Raw genomic sequence first — 16930 nt, 5'->3', positions numbered from 1 at the left:
ATAAAGAATCATTGAAAGTAAAGAAGCACTTGGCTAATCTAAAAAAACAAGTGGTCACTGCTATTTTTTTAGATTAACCAACTCATCATGATTCGTTATTCTGAATCACCCTGAGTTAGCCAAAAAAATCTGCCGCCTAAACGACAGATGATTTATTGATATTAATGTTGCTTACTAATTCTGGATATATAAATATCCGTCAATTTGACCTGATATAGCATTAAACCGCTTTATCATCATTTTTTTGGTTTGATTTCATGGCTTGACTGGCCATCACACCATTGATGATACCGCTCAATGTGTCTGACTTGCCCGCTAGGCCATCGATGGCTTTACCGATAGACAGTGACTTAGCAAAGTTGTCAAAGAAATGCGCTTCGCCGCCAACAATATCGATTTTGGCTTTCTGTAACGCAACTGCCAATACTTCAGCATTTTCTTTCGCAATCTCTTTACCAGCGTCAATAGAAGCAAGCGCTTCTTGCAAGGCCGTCTCAAGGCTCATGCGGAACTCTTCGTGCTCACGTGCCTCTTTGCTCATGCTACCCATGGCATTGAATTTCTCGACCAGACCATCTGCTTCGGCTTGGAAATGTGCGCGAGTAACTTCGGCTTTTGCCAATCCAACTTCACGTTCTGCTTTGGCATTTGACTCACCGCGAGCCGCGATGACTTGAGCATCTGCCATGCCTTTTTCACGCTCAGCTCTGGCGGTAGATTCACCGCGAGCGGCGATGATTTCTGCATCGACCATACCGATATCACGCTCAGCTTTTGCCTTAGACTCGCCACGAGCGGCGATAACCTCAGCATCTGCCATACCTTTTTCACGATCTGATTGCGCTTCAGCTTGTCCAGTCGCTCTAATAATATTGGCTTTCGCAATGCCTTCTTTTTCCAAAGAAGCCGCTTTGACTTCTTGGATAGCTGCTTCAGCGAAGCCATGTGCTGACTCTTCTGCTTTGGTACCTTCGGCCATCTTAATTTTGGCTTCTGAATCTTTAGCAGATGCTTCAAGATTAGCAGCAGCCAATGTGGTGATTTCGACGGCTTTGTGCTTGGCAGATAGCTCTTCTGCTTCGGCTTTTTTTACCTGACGTACTTTGATTTCTTCTGCATCGGCTTCTGCTGCTAGGACGCGTGTTTGCTTAGAACGCTCGGCTTCGCTAATTTCGCGAACTTCTTTGATACGCTCTTCTTCTTGCGCGACCGTTTTATCTACTGCGATACGTTCACGAATGACGTTGGCGATTTCTTTTTTCTCAAGCTCAATCGCACGTTCAGCTTCGATACGTTGCAGATCAACTTCACGCTCACGAGAGACAATTTCTAAATCACGAGCACGCGTCACTTTTTCTTCTTCGATGACGACTGCACGCAGACGATTTTGACCTGCTACTTCGATTTCACGCTGCTGATTCTCACGCTGAATGGCCAAATCCTGCTCAACCGAGATAACGGCCGTTTCAGACTTTTTACGCTCTTCTTCTTCAATCTTGCGAGTTTCAGCCGTTTCGCGTGCAATTACTGACGAGATTTCACGTTGCTGTTTGGCTTCGGCATCGGCTTGCTGACGCTCAAGCTCTAGCATCGCCTCTCTGGTTTCGACATTCTTTTTCTTAACGGCCAGCTCTTCGTCACGCTCAAGCTCGTTGGTGATGACGTTCTGAAAGGCTGTTAATTGAGTAATCTTTTTGATACCTTCAGCATCTAAAATATTACTTGAATCTAATGACGCTTTTGGCGTTTGCTCTAAGTAATCAATCGCCACATCTTCTAAGACATAGCCATTCAGATCGTTACCAATTTCTTGAACGATACTGTCACGAAACTCGCTGCGGTTTTCAAACAGTTTGACGAAATCAATCTGCTTACCAACCGTTTTTAGCGCTTCAGAGAACTTAGCATTAAACAGCTCGTTGACAGCGACTTTATCTGAGGCTCTTTCAACCCCAACCGATTTGGCGACTTTTAGCACATCTTCTTCGGTTTCATTAACGCGTAAATAAAATGCCACGGTGATATCAGCACGCATGTTGTCTGCGCAAATCAAACCTTCTTTACCGCGTCTGTCCACTTCCAACGTGATGAGCGATATGCGCATCAATTCTTTTTTATTGATAACCGGCCAAACAAAACCACCATCAAAACGTACGGCAATTTTACTCACACCGTTGATAATAAGTGCTTTGCCCTGCTCGACCTTAAAATAAAAGGCCTTGAGCATCAGTAGTGCGACCATCATAAAAACAAACGCCAGCACTACAACCACGCCGACGATAATGAGTGTGTCCATATCCATTCCTTTAATTAAAACATTCCATAATCAATTCTATATAAATCAGATACGCTATCAGGTTTGTTAAATTTACTGTTTATAGCACCTTTTATAGCACGTGTGCTTTGTAGCCCTGTCACGCACCATTCTTATATCTGCATTATTCTGAACCGACTATCACCAAATTTAAAACCTTTTAAATCATTGCTAAAAATATTATGCCTAAACCAGAGATTCTTCTAAAACCTCTGGCTAAATCCCTGTTCATTCTGTGAACTTATTCTGTGCTAATAGCGATAATGATGTGCTGAAAATAACGATGGCGAATCATCGTGACTAAATTACTTACTAGTGGCTAAATTATTTATATAGTCGATTCAATTTAAAAGTAGTACAAGGCAACCGAGTGTAGATGTATATCAAATACTTCAAGCGAGGTTAACGCAGTAACACTTTTATAGTGGAGTGACTATAGTGGTTATTTATCTTTTACAGGGGTTACACGATAGGTATTGGCTGCCTCTAAATACTCCACCAACATCACTCGATCACCTTGTTTCAGCGAGCCATCATTGATGTCTGAGCGAATTTTGAGTATCAATCCTGCACCGCCATCATTCAATTCTACTTCGCCGTGTTTGTCCGTGACACTAAGGGTACGCACAACCGCAATTTTGCCGATATTGCTAGCGGCATTGCGTCTAGGTATTTTGGCTATTTTGTTGCGGATGGGAGAAATAATGATACCTGTCAGCCACATGGAGATGACCAATACAAAGATTAGCGCTCCGGTGCCGAATAGGTAATATAAAATGCCTGAGTCAAAATTTTGATGTAAAAAACTGGTATAGAAGTAACTTAACAACCAACCAATTAAACTGATTAGGCTAAGAATGACGATAAGTGGCACGCCATACAGACCGAATTTGAGCAGCAGCCCCGACACAAATCCTGATGAGGTCAAATTACTACCCTCGCCACTTGCATCACCAATATCTACCGTATCCATATCTGCCATACCAAGTAGAGAAACCATCCAATACAAGGTCACAAACATCACCAATCCTGTAAAGACTATCGTCGGGTACAAGCTGATTTTGGTGATGAATATCAAAAACGACTCTTGCATTACGTACTTTCTCCTTTTGCTCACCTAATCCAGTATCTCTATATAAAGCATGTTTATATAGTATTTTGATACGCAGAATCTTGATGAACCATTTATAAAATTTATATGATGTTCATGAAAACTTAAGCTATAGAATCAACTTATGTTTCTTTATTAATTATATAGACATCTCACTCTATAATACATAGATTTCGCCATTAGCGTCCCCAAATCGGTGAACGCACCATCCCGCCAGCGTCACTATTAATACTGTAGCTTGTGTTGCCAGATAACGAGCGGATGACGAGGCTGCCTATATTTCTAGTGCCTTGGCTGCTCACTTGCGAGCTGCGCATTGGATAAACCGCATACTGTCCAGATGGTGATAACCGTGCAGGCTCATCAAGTCCTGTTTCTGCGAGATCGATGGTTTGACGAGTAGCCAATGTCATAACCGCAGCCTTGCGACCGTTGAGATACGCTAACTGCTGACCGTCTGCACTGAGTTGAGGACTCGCGACATAGCCACTAGTCGGCATAGGTATTGCATTGCCAGTGGCAAAGTCATAGCGATAGATACTTGGGCGTCCAGCACGGACTTTATCACTGGTATAGACAAAGCTTTTGCCATCAGACGCATAGCTTGGCTGTACCTCAGTACTTGATAGTGTAGTCAACTGTTTGGTATTGCCATCGTTCAGACGCATCTCATAAATATCTGCGTTGCCGCCGACGGTTGAGCTATAGAGGAGTTTTTGACCATCAGGTGAGAATGACGCTGACATGTTACTGCCTTCAGCATTTACCACTAGATTGCGCGTATCGCTGCTACGATCATAAATATAAATTTTGGGGTTTTGACGTGGTGCTTGTTTGCTATAAGCAAGCCACTGACCATCCGCAGACCACGCAGGCGCATAGATATAGCCCTTAAGCTGATCAATTAATTGACGATCGCTACCATCAGGACGGATGCTATACAGTGTCGATATTTTTGCGGCACCTGTGCCCTGCTCATCCACGTAGGCTATGCGCCCTTGACGATCGATCGCAGGCATCCGAGCCGTCAACGGATTGGTCTCAACTGTACTAATAGGCTTATTGACTGATGTGCTGTTCAATGTCTGACAGCCTGTGAGGAGTACAAACAGCGTAATGGCAATGGGCGTTTTTATCGTCAGTCTATTTATAACGGGTTTTGACATAGAGGTTTTTAGCATAGAGGTTCTTAGCATAGAGTAATGTCCAATAAAGCCTAATGATAAACGTGTTGAGAGTTTTAGAGGGTGAGCACCACTAGTGATGAGCCTAAAGTCGAAACTATCCCTCTAAAAAAATCAAATATATTACAGAAACATTACTCTAGTGTATCCTAAACCGGACTAAATTTTGGATAAAAAAATGCCCCACTGACTAGTGAGGCATTATTAAATTCAGCCGAAATATCTAATTTTTACTCAATCATCAAATTATTTAGAAATAGCTTTGAAATACGCAACTTGATCGTCATTGCGGATAGTCAAGATAGGCACATTATTCGCATTGTTATTGATGCTATATTTACCTTGTACGGTTGCCATGGTTGCCGTATCAAAACTTGCTTGCGGCTCAGGACACGCCATCATAGTACTGATGCCATTTTTGATCTCTACATTGCCATTGACAACGCTATATCCAGCACTCATGCTGTTGCAGGTGTTCATAAATGCCACGTAATCTCTACCGTTGTCATTCATGAAATTCAAAGTTAAAGGTTTTGCCGGATTAAAAAATAGCTGAGTTACCTTATCACCATTGCTGCGTTTGGCATCAACAAGCTGCCAATGATGAGCTTGTAAGATATCTGCAGTGATTGGCTGACTAACTGGAGCAGGTAGATTCGCGGTAGTCTGGCAACCAGCGGCAAGCGTACCAACGGCCAAGGTAGCTACCATCATTACTTTAGTCATGCTTTTCATATAAGTTCCTCGTCTTATTGAACCTAAAATTTTCACTACTTATAAATCTTGCAGTGAATGCACCCTTTACAGACCTAGTGAAAATTTTGGTTTTATTATGATTCGTTTATTGTCTTATTCATTGTTTTAAACAATGGCGATATTTTGTATGACTCACAATGAGCTGTCATTATGAATTGAGTGGTTACTTGAAGTAGGTTTTGTTGCAATGCGAAGTTGACCGGATTTTTGCTATTGACCTTATTCACTAACGATGCTAACACCTTACTGATGTCTTGTCTAAAGCAGCTAGGGCGTGTCCTCAATTAGCACATTGATATAGTTAGTGTTCTTAAAATGATGATACACCTTATAGTCAAGGAATTTTAGAATCGCTACAAGGCGACCGACCACAGATAGTACACTGAGTACATCTAGGACGGGTAACACCGTAGCGGTTTAAAAGTGCTCTGACTATGGTGTCAGGTGAGCGCTGACATAAAAAAACCCCACTAAATAGTGAGGTGTTTTGATGTCGTATAACTATAATATGGCACTGCATATGACTGCTAGTGCCGCTTACTGATACCTTAAATAATCAATCTGGTTTCAGTAAAATTATTAGCCACCACTTTAGATAACGTCTGTACCAGTTATATTTGGCTGATCAGTAGCAGGTGCCGTCATACTTGACATAGATTGGCAACCTACCAATACTGTCACCATTAAAATACCTGTCATCAATGCTTTGGTCATGTTTTTCATATAAGCTCCTAGAATAGTTTTAAAACACTTTTGGTTCAAATAAAGTACAAATATCATTGTACTAAGGCTATAGATAGTGGGCTGTCCTTCTCCCAATGATCATAACTTATTTGCACTTTTAGCATACTTGTCTCTTACATCACTGTAAGTTAATTAATGTTAATGAAATACGCTTATTGAGTCTTCGTCTCTTGTAGAGCCGCATAACCTGACAAGCGTTTACGCTCAGCATCGTCAAATAGCTGCTGCTCAAGTTGGTTTACCTGGATTTGCGCTTGAGCTTGATCTGCACTTTGGCTTAACAAACGCTGTTTTTGTGTTTGATATTGAGTAAAGCGCTGGTCAAAACTGGCATCCTCTTGGTCTACTTGCGCCAGTCTCTTTGCTGCTGGCGCACCTACTAGCTCTCGGCGCATATTGTATAGTGCTTCAGGCGTCGCGCCACGAGCTTTCATTTGTTCAGTACGAGCCATAAGCTCACCAAGATTGGCTTGCTGAACGATATTGGCTTTGGTGACACTATCTGGCAAGCGGCTGATATAGTCTTGTCTGGCGGCTTCTTTTTGTGCCTCAGAGGTTTGTTTGTTTTGGTTGATTCTGACCATCTCTACACTATAGTCATCATAGTCATCCTCTGTACCAAAAAACGCACTAATGGTGTCCTTTGCAAAATATTGCTGACGTAGCTTGGTCACATCTTGTTGTTGCTGTGCCACAGCATTTAAATCCAGTTCACCACTTTTTGTCGCTTGTAGTTGTAGATTGCCATAACGCTTTTCTATCTCTGGGAGCGCTTTAAGATACGCAACATACTTGCCAAATATAGCGACCGCTTGACTGGCCGCAGGCTCTGGGGTGTGATGGCGAATGTAACTCTCAACACGCGCAAATATAACGGCTTCGTCCTCCTCTCCTAGTGCGGATAAAAAATAATCAAATAAGCGCCGTAGCCCTTGAGTGACGACCAACTGTTTGTTTTCATCAATGATGATTTCGCCATCAATTTGAGTACCCTTTAAGGAACGCGGCAAACGCTCCAATCCTGTGACAAATAAAGACTGATTTTGGGTCGCAGTCGTTGGTAGCATTTGACCCGCCGCCAGCGCAGTTGATAGAGTACCCTCAGCCTCCTCGCCCAGAGCATTGGATGCTGGTTGCGCTAGAGCCATACTCGTATGATCAGGTTTGAACCACATAATAACCGCCGCCGTCACGACTATGGTGACCACGGCAATTATAACGATTGATAAATAGGCTGGACGGCGATTATTCGACATAAATGAGAGTTCTTATCTTATAAGTCAGCTTAAAGGTTGGCATTTTTAAGACGATTAACCTGAGTACGATAAATAGATTTTGGCTCAGACTCTCCCCATGCTGTCAAACTTAGCACTTGATCGGCTGAATCTAAGTGATTCATTCTATAATTATCACGAATCACATAACCAAGACGACTTGAGCAGGCAGATACCAAACCATCATTAGACTCGCCTGCAAACGGTACACCCGTTACTGCCAATATATAATCACTAGGATCAAGTACGCTCGTTATTTGTCCAACACCACTAAATGAATAGTATTTGATGCCATTGGCAGCAGTGCTAGTCGGCTGACCACAATAACTGGTTGGCATGGCAGCAGGGAATTTAGCGTTAAATTGAGCAGCACCATCGGTCGATAGCGCCATCAATGTTTGCCAGCCATCTTGTTCTTGAATCTCTGAGAAGCTGATACCAGAGCCGATATCTGTAAAGCCACCAATCAAATTAAACAGCCCTGATACTAACTCTGTGGTGATGTTTGACGGGCTTCCAGTATTGTTATTTGGCTCAAGCGTGTTTTTGACAAAATCTGCCGTTTTTGACCCTTGCTCTGGACTTGATACTGCTGTCACTGACGCCACATATTTTGGCGCAACACCAGCGACATAACGGATGTCTATACCGCCTTGACTGTGCCCAAATAGATTGACTTTAGATTTGCCTGAAATGGCAGTGATGGTCTTGACCTGTTGTAGCAGCTGCTCTCCACGAATCTCACTGTTATTGACGGCTGATGTTTTGGTGGTATATACCTCTGAGCCACCTTTCATCAATTCTCCAGGTATTCCATTAAAGTAATCAACGAGCCCAAACATCGTAGTGAAGCCACCAAGTCCATGAGCCATGACGACCGGATACTGAGTTTTAGTGTAGCTCGAGGTGAAGTACTTACTATCAACCAGCTTGCAACCGTTGGCATTAGCACAGTTATAATACTGTCCAGCTGCTTGAGCAGATGTGGTTTGCAAGGTCATCAGGAGAATGCCGGCAGCGATAGCACCGAGTGAAGGTAAAAATGCGCTGGGCGTAACAGCTGCAGCAAAAGAGGTCTTTAGAGTCATAACAACATCCTTGTCATCAATAATTTTGGTTATCTTTACCTCCCAAAAGGAGTAAAGATTGCTGCTAATCCCTTTAGCAGACAAAATTACATTACTTATATATTCTGTAACATTCAACTAATTTGTCAAAATATGAATATATTACCGTGACTGAACAGTCATAACCGCCCTTATTTGGCTGTAAAGCAATTATTATCAATCATAATGATAGGTTGGCTATCACTTAACGTAAAACTGTCATCAACCCATTTATGGTATAATCTACTCACATTAAACCCATAATTATAAGATAGATGATGATGATTAAAAAATCTCTTATCCAGTCCCCAGAAGCCATAGAAAAAATGCGCGTGGCCGGTAAACTTGCTAGCGATTTGCTGGTAATGTTAGACGAGCACGTTAAAGTGGGCGTCAGCACCGAAGCATTGAATCAAATTGCTCATGACTATATTGTCAATGTACAAGGTGCTATCCCAGCGCCACTTAATTACAATGGTTTCCCAAAATCAATCTGCACCTCGGTCAATCATGTGGTTTGTCATGGTATCCCAAGTGAAAAGAAACTGCTAAAAGATGGCGACATCATTAATATCGATGTGACCGTGATCAAAGATGGCTATTATGGCGATACGTCAAAAATGTGGATCGTGGGCAATGGCTCCATTATGGCAAAGCGTATCTGTAAAGTGGCACAAGATGCCCTCTATGCTGGCATGAGTGTTGTCAAAGATGGCGCACGCCTAGGCGATGTAGGTGCTGCGATTCAAGAAGTGGTCGAGCCTGAGCGCTTTAGTATCGTGCGCGAGTTCTGTGGGCATGGTATCAGTAATGAATTCCATCACGAACCACAAGTCATGCACTATGGCAAAAAAGGCACAGGGTTCGAGCTAAAAACAGGTATGACCTTCACCATCGAACCCATGATTAATGAAGGTAAGTGGCAGACCAAAATCTTACCTGATGAATGGACGGCAATCACCAAAGACCGTAAGCTATCAGCACAGTGGGAGCACACCATGGTCGTCACAGACAATGGCTGTGAGGTGTTTACTGCCCGCCCTGAAGAAGATTTAAGTTTTTTAACACAGTAACATCATAAAAGATCGCTTAGGCGGTCTTTTTTTTGGCCAACAATTAGGTCATATTGAGTATTGTGCTTACCCGCTTTTTATCTTTATACTCTGATGACTTAATAACTTATATTAGTAACTTCTATTTGTGGCTTTTATCAGCTACCAGCACATTGGTGATTCTACGCTTTTCAGCTGAAACGTTTTATTTTTAAACTCTTAACGGGATAACACTCATGTTTACTTGTGATGCCGCATCGATTGATCTGACACCGCTCCCTTCATTTTCATCTAAGACCGCGACTGTCGACTCCTTGCAACCGGCGACGAATGCAACGGAAAAAACCCTACTCGGTATTCCTGAATGGTTAACCCAAATAAATTTGGATATCAGCCGCGCGCTTGAGCGTGGTGTCAATATTCGTCAATTAGTGGCAGTACGCGCGTGTGCTATTGATGGCTTACTCATCGCCTTGTTTAAATGGTTTGAGCTGGATAAGACCGATTTGGCATTATTTGCCACCGGTGGTTATGGTCGCGGTGAGCTGTCGCTTTATTCAGATATTGATATTTTACTACTCTCTCCTGATGAGGTTGGCACTGATGCCAGTGGGAAAATCGATCGGTTGGTGGCGCTGTTGTGGGATATAGGGCTGGAGCCCGCCCTCTCTGTACGTAGCGTGAATGATGCTTTGGAAGCTGCGCTTGATCATACGATTGCCAGTGCGCAGTTAGAAGCTCGGCTCCTGATTGGTAATGATACTTTGCAAGATTTTCCAGCTCAAATTGTCAATAAGCAATGGTCGCCGCGCGCTTTTTTTGAGGTAAAAACCGAGGAAGCCAGAGCGCGTTACTTGCAGCATAATGCGACGGAATATAATCTAGAACCGAATATCAAAACAGCACCTGGTGGCCTGCGTGACATCCATATTATCGGCTGGGTAACCAAACGTTATTTTCGGGTCACTAAGCTCTATGATCTGGTACAGCAGAACTTTTTGACCGAAAAAGAGTTCGACGAGCTGAGCTTTGCCGAAGGTTATTTATGGCAAATACGGCATTACTTGCACGAATTGACTGGACGTAACGAAAACAAGCTACTGTTTGATTACCAACGTGACATTGCCCAGCTGATGGGTTATGAGGCACAGCCGGATGATCAACCCAATGCCGCTGTTGAGCGCTTTATGCGCGACTATTATCGCTGTGCCATGCAGATATCAACGCTGTCTGAGATGCTGACCAATCACTATTATGAGACAATCATAGAGCCCAATCTACCTGATGATGAGCGCCCAAAAAAGCAGCCTATTAATGCGCGTTTCAATCAAGTTGGCGACCAAATCGCCATGGCGCATCATCGCGTTTTTGCTCAGCATCCTGAGTCGATTCTAGAGATGTTTTTACTCATGGGTCAGTACGGTATCAAAAACGTCCGGACGCATACATTACGAGCACTAAAAATCGCCGCGCGCGGTATCGATCAAACTTACCGCGACAACCCTAATCACCAAACGCTATTTTTGGCCAATTTAAAAGAACAAAACTACTTGTTTCATCGCCTGCGTACCATGAACCGCTATGGCGTTTTGGGCAATTATATTCCTGCTTTTTCCCAAGTCACCGGTCTGATGCAGTATGATTTATTCCATCGTTATACTGTTGATGCCCATACGTTGTTTTTGATCCGCATCTTGCACCGCTTTACCGATCCGAATTTTTATGAAGACTTTCCACTGGTCAGTTCCCTCTTTCAGCGTATTGAGCGCAAAGAAATTTTAGTATTAGCAGCCATGTTTCATGACATTGCGAAAGGTCGCGGTGGCAATCATAGCTTGCTTGGTGAAACTGAGTCGATTGAGTTTTGCTTGGCACATGGCATGAGTAAAGCAGATGCCAATTTGGTTGGTTGGCTGACCCGCTACCATTTATTGATGTCAATGACCGCGCAGAAAAAAGACATTTCAGATCCAGAAGTGGTGACACTTTTCGCTGATTTGGTTGGCAACGTTACCCACCTGAATCATCTGTACGTACTGACCGTCGCTGATATGAACGCGACCAATCCACAGTTGTGGAACAGCTGGCGGGCGACCTTGATGAAACAGTTATACTCGCAAACGCGTCGTATTTTACGTGCTGATATCGATGCGCCAACCAATCGTCAAGACATGATCAGTGCCACGCACAAGCAAGCAATGGTCATGTTGGATAACGTCGATAATCAGCACATGAACCGCAGTGAGGTACTTAGACTGTGGGATGACTTAGGTGATGAGTACTTCTTGCGTGAGATTGCTGAAGATATTTTATGGCATACCGAAGCCATTTTGAACCATCCACCGATTGGACTTGCCTCTAATGCCGATAGCCCACCATTGGTTGTACTGCGAGAGCATCGCGAGCTGGCACTTGATGCTGTGCAGGTCTTCGTTTACACCCAAGATCAGACAAACCTATTTGCCGTCACTATGGCCGTATTTGATCAAATGAATCTAGATGTTTTAGACGCACGCATCATTACTGCCACTCGTGATTTTGCGTTGGATTCTTATGTACTGCTAGATCCTAGTGGCACATTATTGGTCGATGAAGACAGTCAGCAAGAGCTTAAGCAGCGCTTAATCAATGCCTTTAAAGACCCCACCGTACTGAAGCTTACGAATAAACGAATGCCGCGTCAGCTCAGACATTTTGAGGTGAAGACGGTGATTAATTTTGAGTTTAATGAAGCATCAGGTCAGCACATTATGAGCTTAGAGACCCTCGATCAGCCAGGGCTACTGGCACGGGTGGGACAGGTATTCTTGCAGGAGAAAATTGAGGTACATGCGGCTCGCATTACCACACTAGGCGAGCGTGCAGAGGATATGTTTTATATCAGTGATCAAAATGACGAGCCTTTGTCTGCCGACAAGTTAGAAACGTTAAAAACGGCATTGACAACGAGTCTGAGCTTACATAGCGATAGTGCTGCAACTTAAGCAGTGTGGTCTATTAAGAAGTTTAACGAGTAACGAATATTGTGGATTGGGATTGGCGCTTTAACGTAAAAAGTAGATTGGTGCTAGATAAGCAGGTCATGCCGTTTAGCATCAATCTATTTTTCATACAGTAAAAATCTTACTTTCATGATAAAAAGTTATCGGAATAGATAGCAGAGTTTATAGGATACTTCTATATATCATCTCGCTGGCATGAGCGTTGAGCTCGTCATCAGCCAAATCTGGTGGCAAGATATTTGCCTCTACCTGTTGTTGACCTAACAGTAATCGTCCAGCATCGACCTCTTTTTTTAGCAAGCACTGCAAACTTGAAAGATGGAACTTGGCATCATAATGCTCATAAAGCGCTTGCAAGGAAATAGGTGCTTTGGCATGAACATCGAGATAGAGACTGTCATCTGCCAAGATAATCATCTCGTTTAGTGCCTCTTCCCGCAGTACTTCCTGTTCATTAATTCGGCGTTGCAAGTTGTTGGCCAATCGACCTTTGAAAGCCAGCATAATGATGAAAATCAGCGTTTGTAGCACAAATAAAGCGACATACTGCCACAAAGGTAGCGATATGCTAAATAGCCTACTAAGTAACATAAGTACCGTAGCCACGACCACATAGCTGACCAACTGCCACAGTAGCCACATCATAAAGCTGTTGTCACCGAACCAAAACATCTGCCGCTCTTGCAGGCGAATCAAATGATGGCGCGCCTGCCACCAATGATTCTCACGCTGTTTCAATTGTTTGTATAACTCTGTGCGCGGCGTACTGTTACCCAAATTTTTATTCTGGATATTTTTGGCATTGAGATCATCAGTTTTTGAGACACTAGCCATGTCAAATTATCCTTACCATAATCTGTCGTTACCGCTGACAGTCACTTTTATATTATTATCAGTTATAAAGCACCAAACTTATGCCAATGCCTTAGATTTACTTATCACGTCACAATTTTGCTGTGAGCCTCTATTCGAGAGGAGATAAATTAGCCATGATAAGCAAAAGACAAAAAATAAGAGAAGTGCTACACTGCTTGAATGTAAATTTTCTTTATAACTTTATTATTAATTGTCTATTATAGTTACCCTACTTATGAATCACAACTTAACCTCTCTGCATCCTTACCCTTTCGCTAAAATGGCAACGTTACTTGCTAATAGCACGCCAGCCCATAACTACAGTGCAATCAAGCTCGGCATTGGTGAACCAAAACATGAACCACCTGAATTTGTACTGGACGTATTACGTGAAAACTTGGACAAAATAAGCCGTTATCCCACTACTAATGGTACTTTTGAGCTACGTCAAACCATCGCCCATTGGCTAGAAAAGCGATTTTTCTTAAATCATGTCGATGCCAACACGGAAGTATTGCCAGTCATGGGCACGCGCGAGGCGATTTTTAGTTTTGTACAAGCGGTTGTTGATCATGACGTAGCGAATCCGGAGAGCAGTCTATCTCCTACTGTAGTTATGCCCAATCCGTTTTATCAAATATACGAAGGTGCGGCGATACTGGCACAAGCAACGCCTTACTTTGTGCCTTGTACACTAGACGATGATTTTAAAGGTGACTATCGCGCGGTACCAAAAGAAGTATGGATGCGCACGCAGTTACTATTCGTTTGTAGTCCGAATAATCCAACAGGTTCGGTCATGACAATGGATGATTGGGAATATCTCATTCGCCTATCAGATCAATACGACTTTATTATTGCTAGCGACGAATGCTATAGCGAGCTATATTTTGATACGGTGCCGATTGGTCTATTGCAAGCCTGCGCTGCTTTTGGACGCCATGACTTTAAAAACTGCGTGGTATTCCACTCGTTATCCAAGCGTTCAAACTTACCGGGTTTACGCTCTGGATTTGTGGCAGGCGATGCCAAAATCTTGCAGGCTTATTTGCAATATCGTACCTATCAAGGCTGCGCAATGCCAATACCCCATCAGCTTGCCTCTATCGCGGCTTGGCAGGATGAAAAGCATGTTGAGCATAACCGTGCGCTGTATCAAGAAAAGTTTGCCTTATGGATGTCTGAGCTTGGTGAGCTACTAGAATTGCGGATGCCAGAAGCTGGATTTTACTTTTGGATCAAAGCACCTAAGCAGTTCAATGGTGATGATGAACTATTTGTCAAAGCCTTGTACGAGCAGGCCAATATCCATGCACTAGCTGGGCGTTACCTGTCACGTGAAGTCAATGGCAAAAACCCTGGGCAAGGTTATGTGCGCATTGCGCTTGTCGCTAGTGTCGATGAGAGCCGTGAAGCGATCAGCCGTATTCGTAAACTACTGGGTGCGTAGGCAGTCTATTTAAAAGTATTAAGCGAGATATTAACCTCTAATAACCACAATTTAACTGTGGCTATTAGAGGTTTTTTGCTTTAATAATGCTATAGTAAAGTGGCTTTTATCAAATATGCCATCAAGGATGATGCCATGCCCCATCTTGATTTTACCCAGCCGCCCTTTGATGTGTTGAGTCTGGCTGAACGCCAAAGCATTAGAAAAAACACTCAAATTCGCTACCTTGCCAAAAATGAGCATCTAACTGCCGAAGAATTGCAGTATCTGTATGTCGTCATTAAAGGACAGATTGAGCAATTGCTTGACGGTGAGTTTGTGGCCTCTTATTTGGGTAGTAACCACTCCGACCAGCTCAATAATAACGACTGGTTCGACAGCCGTCGTCTGCCTGAATCATTGACTGAAAACAGCTCTAATACTGAAGCACTGCAGACCTATCAGTTTCGAGCCGCTGAAGATACGTTATTGCTGCAAGTCGCTGGTAGCGCAGTCGATAAAATCAGTGCCCAAAACCATCTAGTCCGTCAAATGCTGTCAGATAAGCTGCCCGAACGGCTAAAAGCATTACAGCAACGCCGTCACAATAAAACCATAGACCCTGCCAGCTACAATGACCAACAAGAAGTGCAACAGATCATGTTGCAGCCTGTCATTGACGTCAATCTATTGCCAGTCCATATCGTCGATGCCAATAATAGTTTATACGAAGCCGCTTCTATCATGACGAAAGCGGGGCTAAAACATGTACTAGTACGTCCATTGAACCATCTAGAGCATAGGAAAGAAACTCGACATGGTACTGGTCATCTGTTAGGTATTTTAACCGACACCGATATTTGCCGCGCCGTGAGTGACCAGCAAAACCCTGCCACGACTACATGCCAGCGCTATGCTAACTTTAACCTGCGTACCATCAAAGCCAGTGATGAGATTGGCGATGCATTATTGACCATGACCCGCTATCGCATCCATCGGCTACCAGTGATTGATCGAAATGGGGATGTCGTCGGTATACTCGGACAAAGCGATATGCTTGCGCATATTGGCCATCACTCTCAGCTCATTAGTATCCAAATCGAGCAAGCAAAAGACTTATCGAGCTTAGATACCGCCGTCGAGCTTATCGGTCGTTACATTCGCGCACAACATCAAAACGGCGTCAAAATCGGTAATATCAGCCGTATGGTACAGACCTTGAATGCACAAGTATTTACCAAGCTTTGGCAACTTATCGTGCCTGCTGAAGTCATGAATAATACCTGCTTAATCGTGATGGGGTCAGAAGGTCGAGGTGAGCAAATCATGCGTACTGACCAAGACAATGCACTCATCTTACGTGATGGCTATACTCATCCTGATCTGGCGCAATTTGCGGATACTTTTAATCACCATTTAGCAGACCTCGGTTATCCGTTGTGCGATGGCAATATCATGATGACCAACCCGATGTGGCGACAGCCGCTAAAACAGTTTAATGCTCAGATTGGTTTATGGTTTAAAAACACCAATCCTATGCATGGTATTTATTTGTCCGCCATACTTGATGGCGAATACGTCTGCGGAGATGAGTCATTATTGACTCAGGTGCGTCAACATTTAAAGGTCGCCCACAGGCAGTCAGACCCTATGTTTGTACGCCAGTTTGCACGTGCCGCGCTACAGTTCGGTGATGTCAATCAGTGGTGGCAAAAGTTCGTGCCTTTGCTCGGTGGCAAATCCGGGTCAGAAGACATTGATCTAAAAAAAGCCGGTATCTTTCCACTGGTTCATGGTATTCGTACCTTGGCGTTAGAAAACGATATCTTAGACGTGCCTAGTAGCAAAAACCGCCTTAAAGCTTTGGTACAAGCGCGCGCCTTGACCCAAGAGCGGGCAGATACTTTGCTAGAAGCCTTGGAATTTTTTATGGCGCAGCGCCTATCCGTTGCGCTCTCCACCGATGATAGACATGCACGGCAAGTGAACCCAATGACCTTGACCGCGCTTGAGCGTGATTTATTAAAAGAGTGTTTGGCTGTCGTCAAAAGCTTTAAAAACCAGCTACGTCAGCATTATCAATTAGAAATTGCATAAGTATGA

Annotated in this window: 12 protein-coding genes; 4 read left to right on the top strand and 8 right to left on the bottom strand. The window is 43.5% G+C overall.

Going from position 1 to position 16930, the window contains the following annotated elements:
* Window positions 1-220: 220 nt before the first annotated feature.
* The 7 genes from ACMFL8_RS02680 to ACMFL8_RS02650 form a co-directional block, all read right to left on the bottom strand.
* Window positions 221-2296 carry a flotillin family protein gene (locus tag ACMFL8_RS02680; protein ID WP_194365113.1) on the bottom strand — a complete coding sequence of 692 codons (2076 nt, stop codon included), beginning with the start codon at window positions 2294-2296 and terminating at the stop codon, window positions 221-223.
* Between the two features lie 460 nt (window positions 2297-2756).
* Window positions 2757-3407, bottom strand: coding sequence for a DUF1449 domain-containing protein (locus ACMFL8_RS02675; protein WP_189586854.1), 651 nt, complete (start codon window positions 3405-3407; stop codon window positions 2757-2759).
* 197 nt (window positions 3408-3604) lie between these two features.
* The gene (locus ACMFL8_RS02670; RefSeq protein ID WP_413190024.1) at window positions 3605-4621 is read right to left on the bottom strand and encodes a Xaa-Pro aminopeptidase; all 1017 of its coding nucleotides are present in this window, start codon (window positions 4619-4621) and stop codon (window positions 3605-3607) included.
* Between the two features lie 234 nt (window positions 4622-4855).
* On the bottom strand, window positions 4856-5344 hold the full coding sequence (locus ACMFL8_RS02665; RefSeq protein ID WP_413190023.1) for an META domain-containing protein: 489 nt from the start codon (window positions 5342-5344) through the stop codon (window positions 4856-4858).
* A 612-nt stretch (window positions 5345-5956) separates the two neighbouring features.
* Window positions 5957-6088 carry a hypothetical protein gene (locus tag ACMFL8_RS02660; protein WP_264623034.1) on the bottom strand — a complete coding sequence of 44 codons (132 nt, stop codon included), beginning with the start codon at window positions 6086-6088 and terminating at the stop codon, window positions 5957-5959.
* A gap of 173 nt (window positions 6089-6261) precedes the next feature.
* A complete protein-coding gene (locus ACMFL8_RS02655; RefSeq protein WP_201593517.1) occupies window positions 6262-7365 on the bottom strand; it encodes a lipase secretion chaperone in 1104 nt (367 codons plus the stop codon).
* A gap of 29 nt (window positions 7366-7394) precedes the next feature.
* Complete coding sequence (locus tag ACMFL8_RS02650; protein ID WP_010196527.1) at window positions 7395-8471, bottom strand: esterase/lipase family protein; 1077 nt, start codon at window positions 8469-8471, stop codon at window positions 7395-7397.
* 296 nt (window positions 8472-8767) lie between these two features.
* On the opposite strand from ACMFL8_RS02650, the gene map reads away from it, so the two are divergent.
* Both map and glnD read left to right on the top strand, forming a co-directional pair.
* Entirely contained in the window at window positions 8768-9562 is a 795-nt protein-coding gene (gene map / locus ACMFL8_RS02645) for a type I methionyl aminopeptidase (RefSeq protein WP_189586849.1), read from the top strand.
* Window positions 9563-9777: 215 nt separating this feature from the next.
* Entirely contained in the window at window positions 9778-12525 is a 2748-nt protein-coding gene (gene glnD, locus ACMFL8_RS02640) for a [protein-PII] uridylyltransferase (RefSeq protein WP_413190022.1), read from the top strand.
* Window positions 12526-12705: 180 nt separating this feature from the next.
* Here the strand turns inward: glnD and ACMFL8_RS02635 are convergent, their stop codons facing one another.
* Entirely contained in the window at window positions 12706-13377 is a 672-nt protein-coding gene (locus ACMFL8_RS02635; protein WP_413190021.1) for a hypothetical protein, read from the bottom strand.
* A 256-nt stretch (window positions 13378-13633) separates the two neighbouring features.
* Here ACMFL8_RS02635 and dapC point away from each other — a divergent pair, with 256 nt between their 5' ends.
* Entirely contained in the window at window positions 13634-14848 is a 1215-nt protein-coding gene (gene dapC, locus ACMFL8_RS02630) for a succinyldiaminopimelate transaminase (protein ID WP_413190020.1), read from the top strand.
* Between the two features lie 135 nt (window positions 14849-14983).
* Window positions 14984-16924, top strand: a complete 1941-nt coding sequence (locus ACMFL8_RS02625) for a DUF294 nucleotidyltransferase-like domain-containing protein (protein ID WP_413190019.1) — start codon at window positions 14984-14986, stop codon at window positions 16922-16924.
* The last annotated feature ends 6 nt before the right edge of the window (window positions 16925-16930 follow it).

Origin of the sequence: Psychrobacter sp. AT9, from assembly GCF_047272965.1 — a bacterium.
Taxonomy (GTDB): Bacteria; Pseudomonadota; Gammaproteobacteria; order Pseudomonadales; family Moraxellaceae; genus Psychrobacter; species Psychrobacter glaciei.
This window is presented reverse-complemented; position numbering and strand designations above follow the sequence as displayed.

Coding starts and splice junctions, on each gene's coding strand:
- ACMFL8_RS02665 (WP_413190023.1), bottom strand. CDS start 5,344: ATGAAAAGCATGACTAAAGTAATGATGGTAGCTACCTTGGCCGTTGGT.
- ACMFL8_RS02680 (WP_194365113.1), bottom strand. CDS start 2,296: ATGGACACACTCATTATCGTCGGCGTGGTTGTAGTGCTGGCGTTTGTT.
- ACMFL8_RS02655 (WP_201593517.1), bottom strand. CDS start 7,365: ATGTCGAATAATCGCCGTCCAGCCTATTTATCAATCGTTATAATTGCC.
- dapC (WP_413190020.1), top strand. CDS start 13,634: ATGAATCACAACTTAACCTCTCTGCATCCTTACCCTTTCGCTAAAATG.
- ACMFL8_RS02650 (WP_010196527.1), bottom strand. CDS start 8,471: ATGACTCTAAAGACCTCTTTTGCTGCAGCTGTTACGCCCAGCGCATTT.
- ACMFL8_RS02675 (WP_189586854.1), bottom strand. CDS start 3,407: ATGCAAGAGTCGTTTTTGATATTCATCACCAAAATCAGCTTGTACCCG.
- ACMFL8_RS02635 (WP_413190021.1), bottom strand. CDS start 13,377: ATGGCTAGTGTCTCAAAAACTGATGATCTCAATGCCAAAAATATCCAG.
- glnD (WP_413190022.1), top strand. CDS start 9,778: ATGTTTACTTGTGATGCCGCATCGATTGATCTGACACCGCTCCCTTCA.
- ACMFL8_RS02670 (WP_413190024.1), bottom strand. CDS start 4,621: ATGCTAAGAACCTCTATGCTAAAAACCTCTATGTCAAAACCCGTTATA.
- map (WP_189586849.1), top strand. CDS start 8,768: ATGATGATTAAAAAATCTCTTATCCAGTCCCCAGAAGCCATAGAAAAA.
- ACMFL8_RS02625 (WP_413190019.1), top strand. CDS start 14,984: ATGCCCCATCTTGATTTTACCCAGCCGCCCTTTGATGTGTTGAGTCTG.
- ACMFL8_RS02660 (WP_264623034.1), bottom strand. CDS start 6,088: ATGAAAAACATGACCAAAGCATTGATGACAGGTATTTTAATGGTGACA.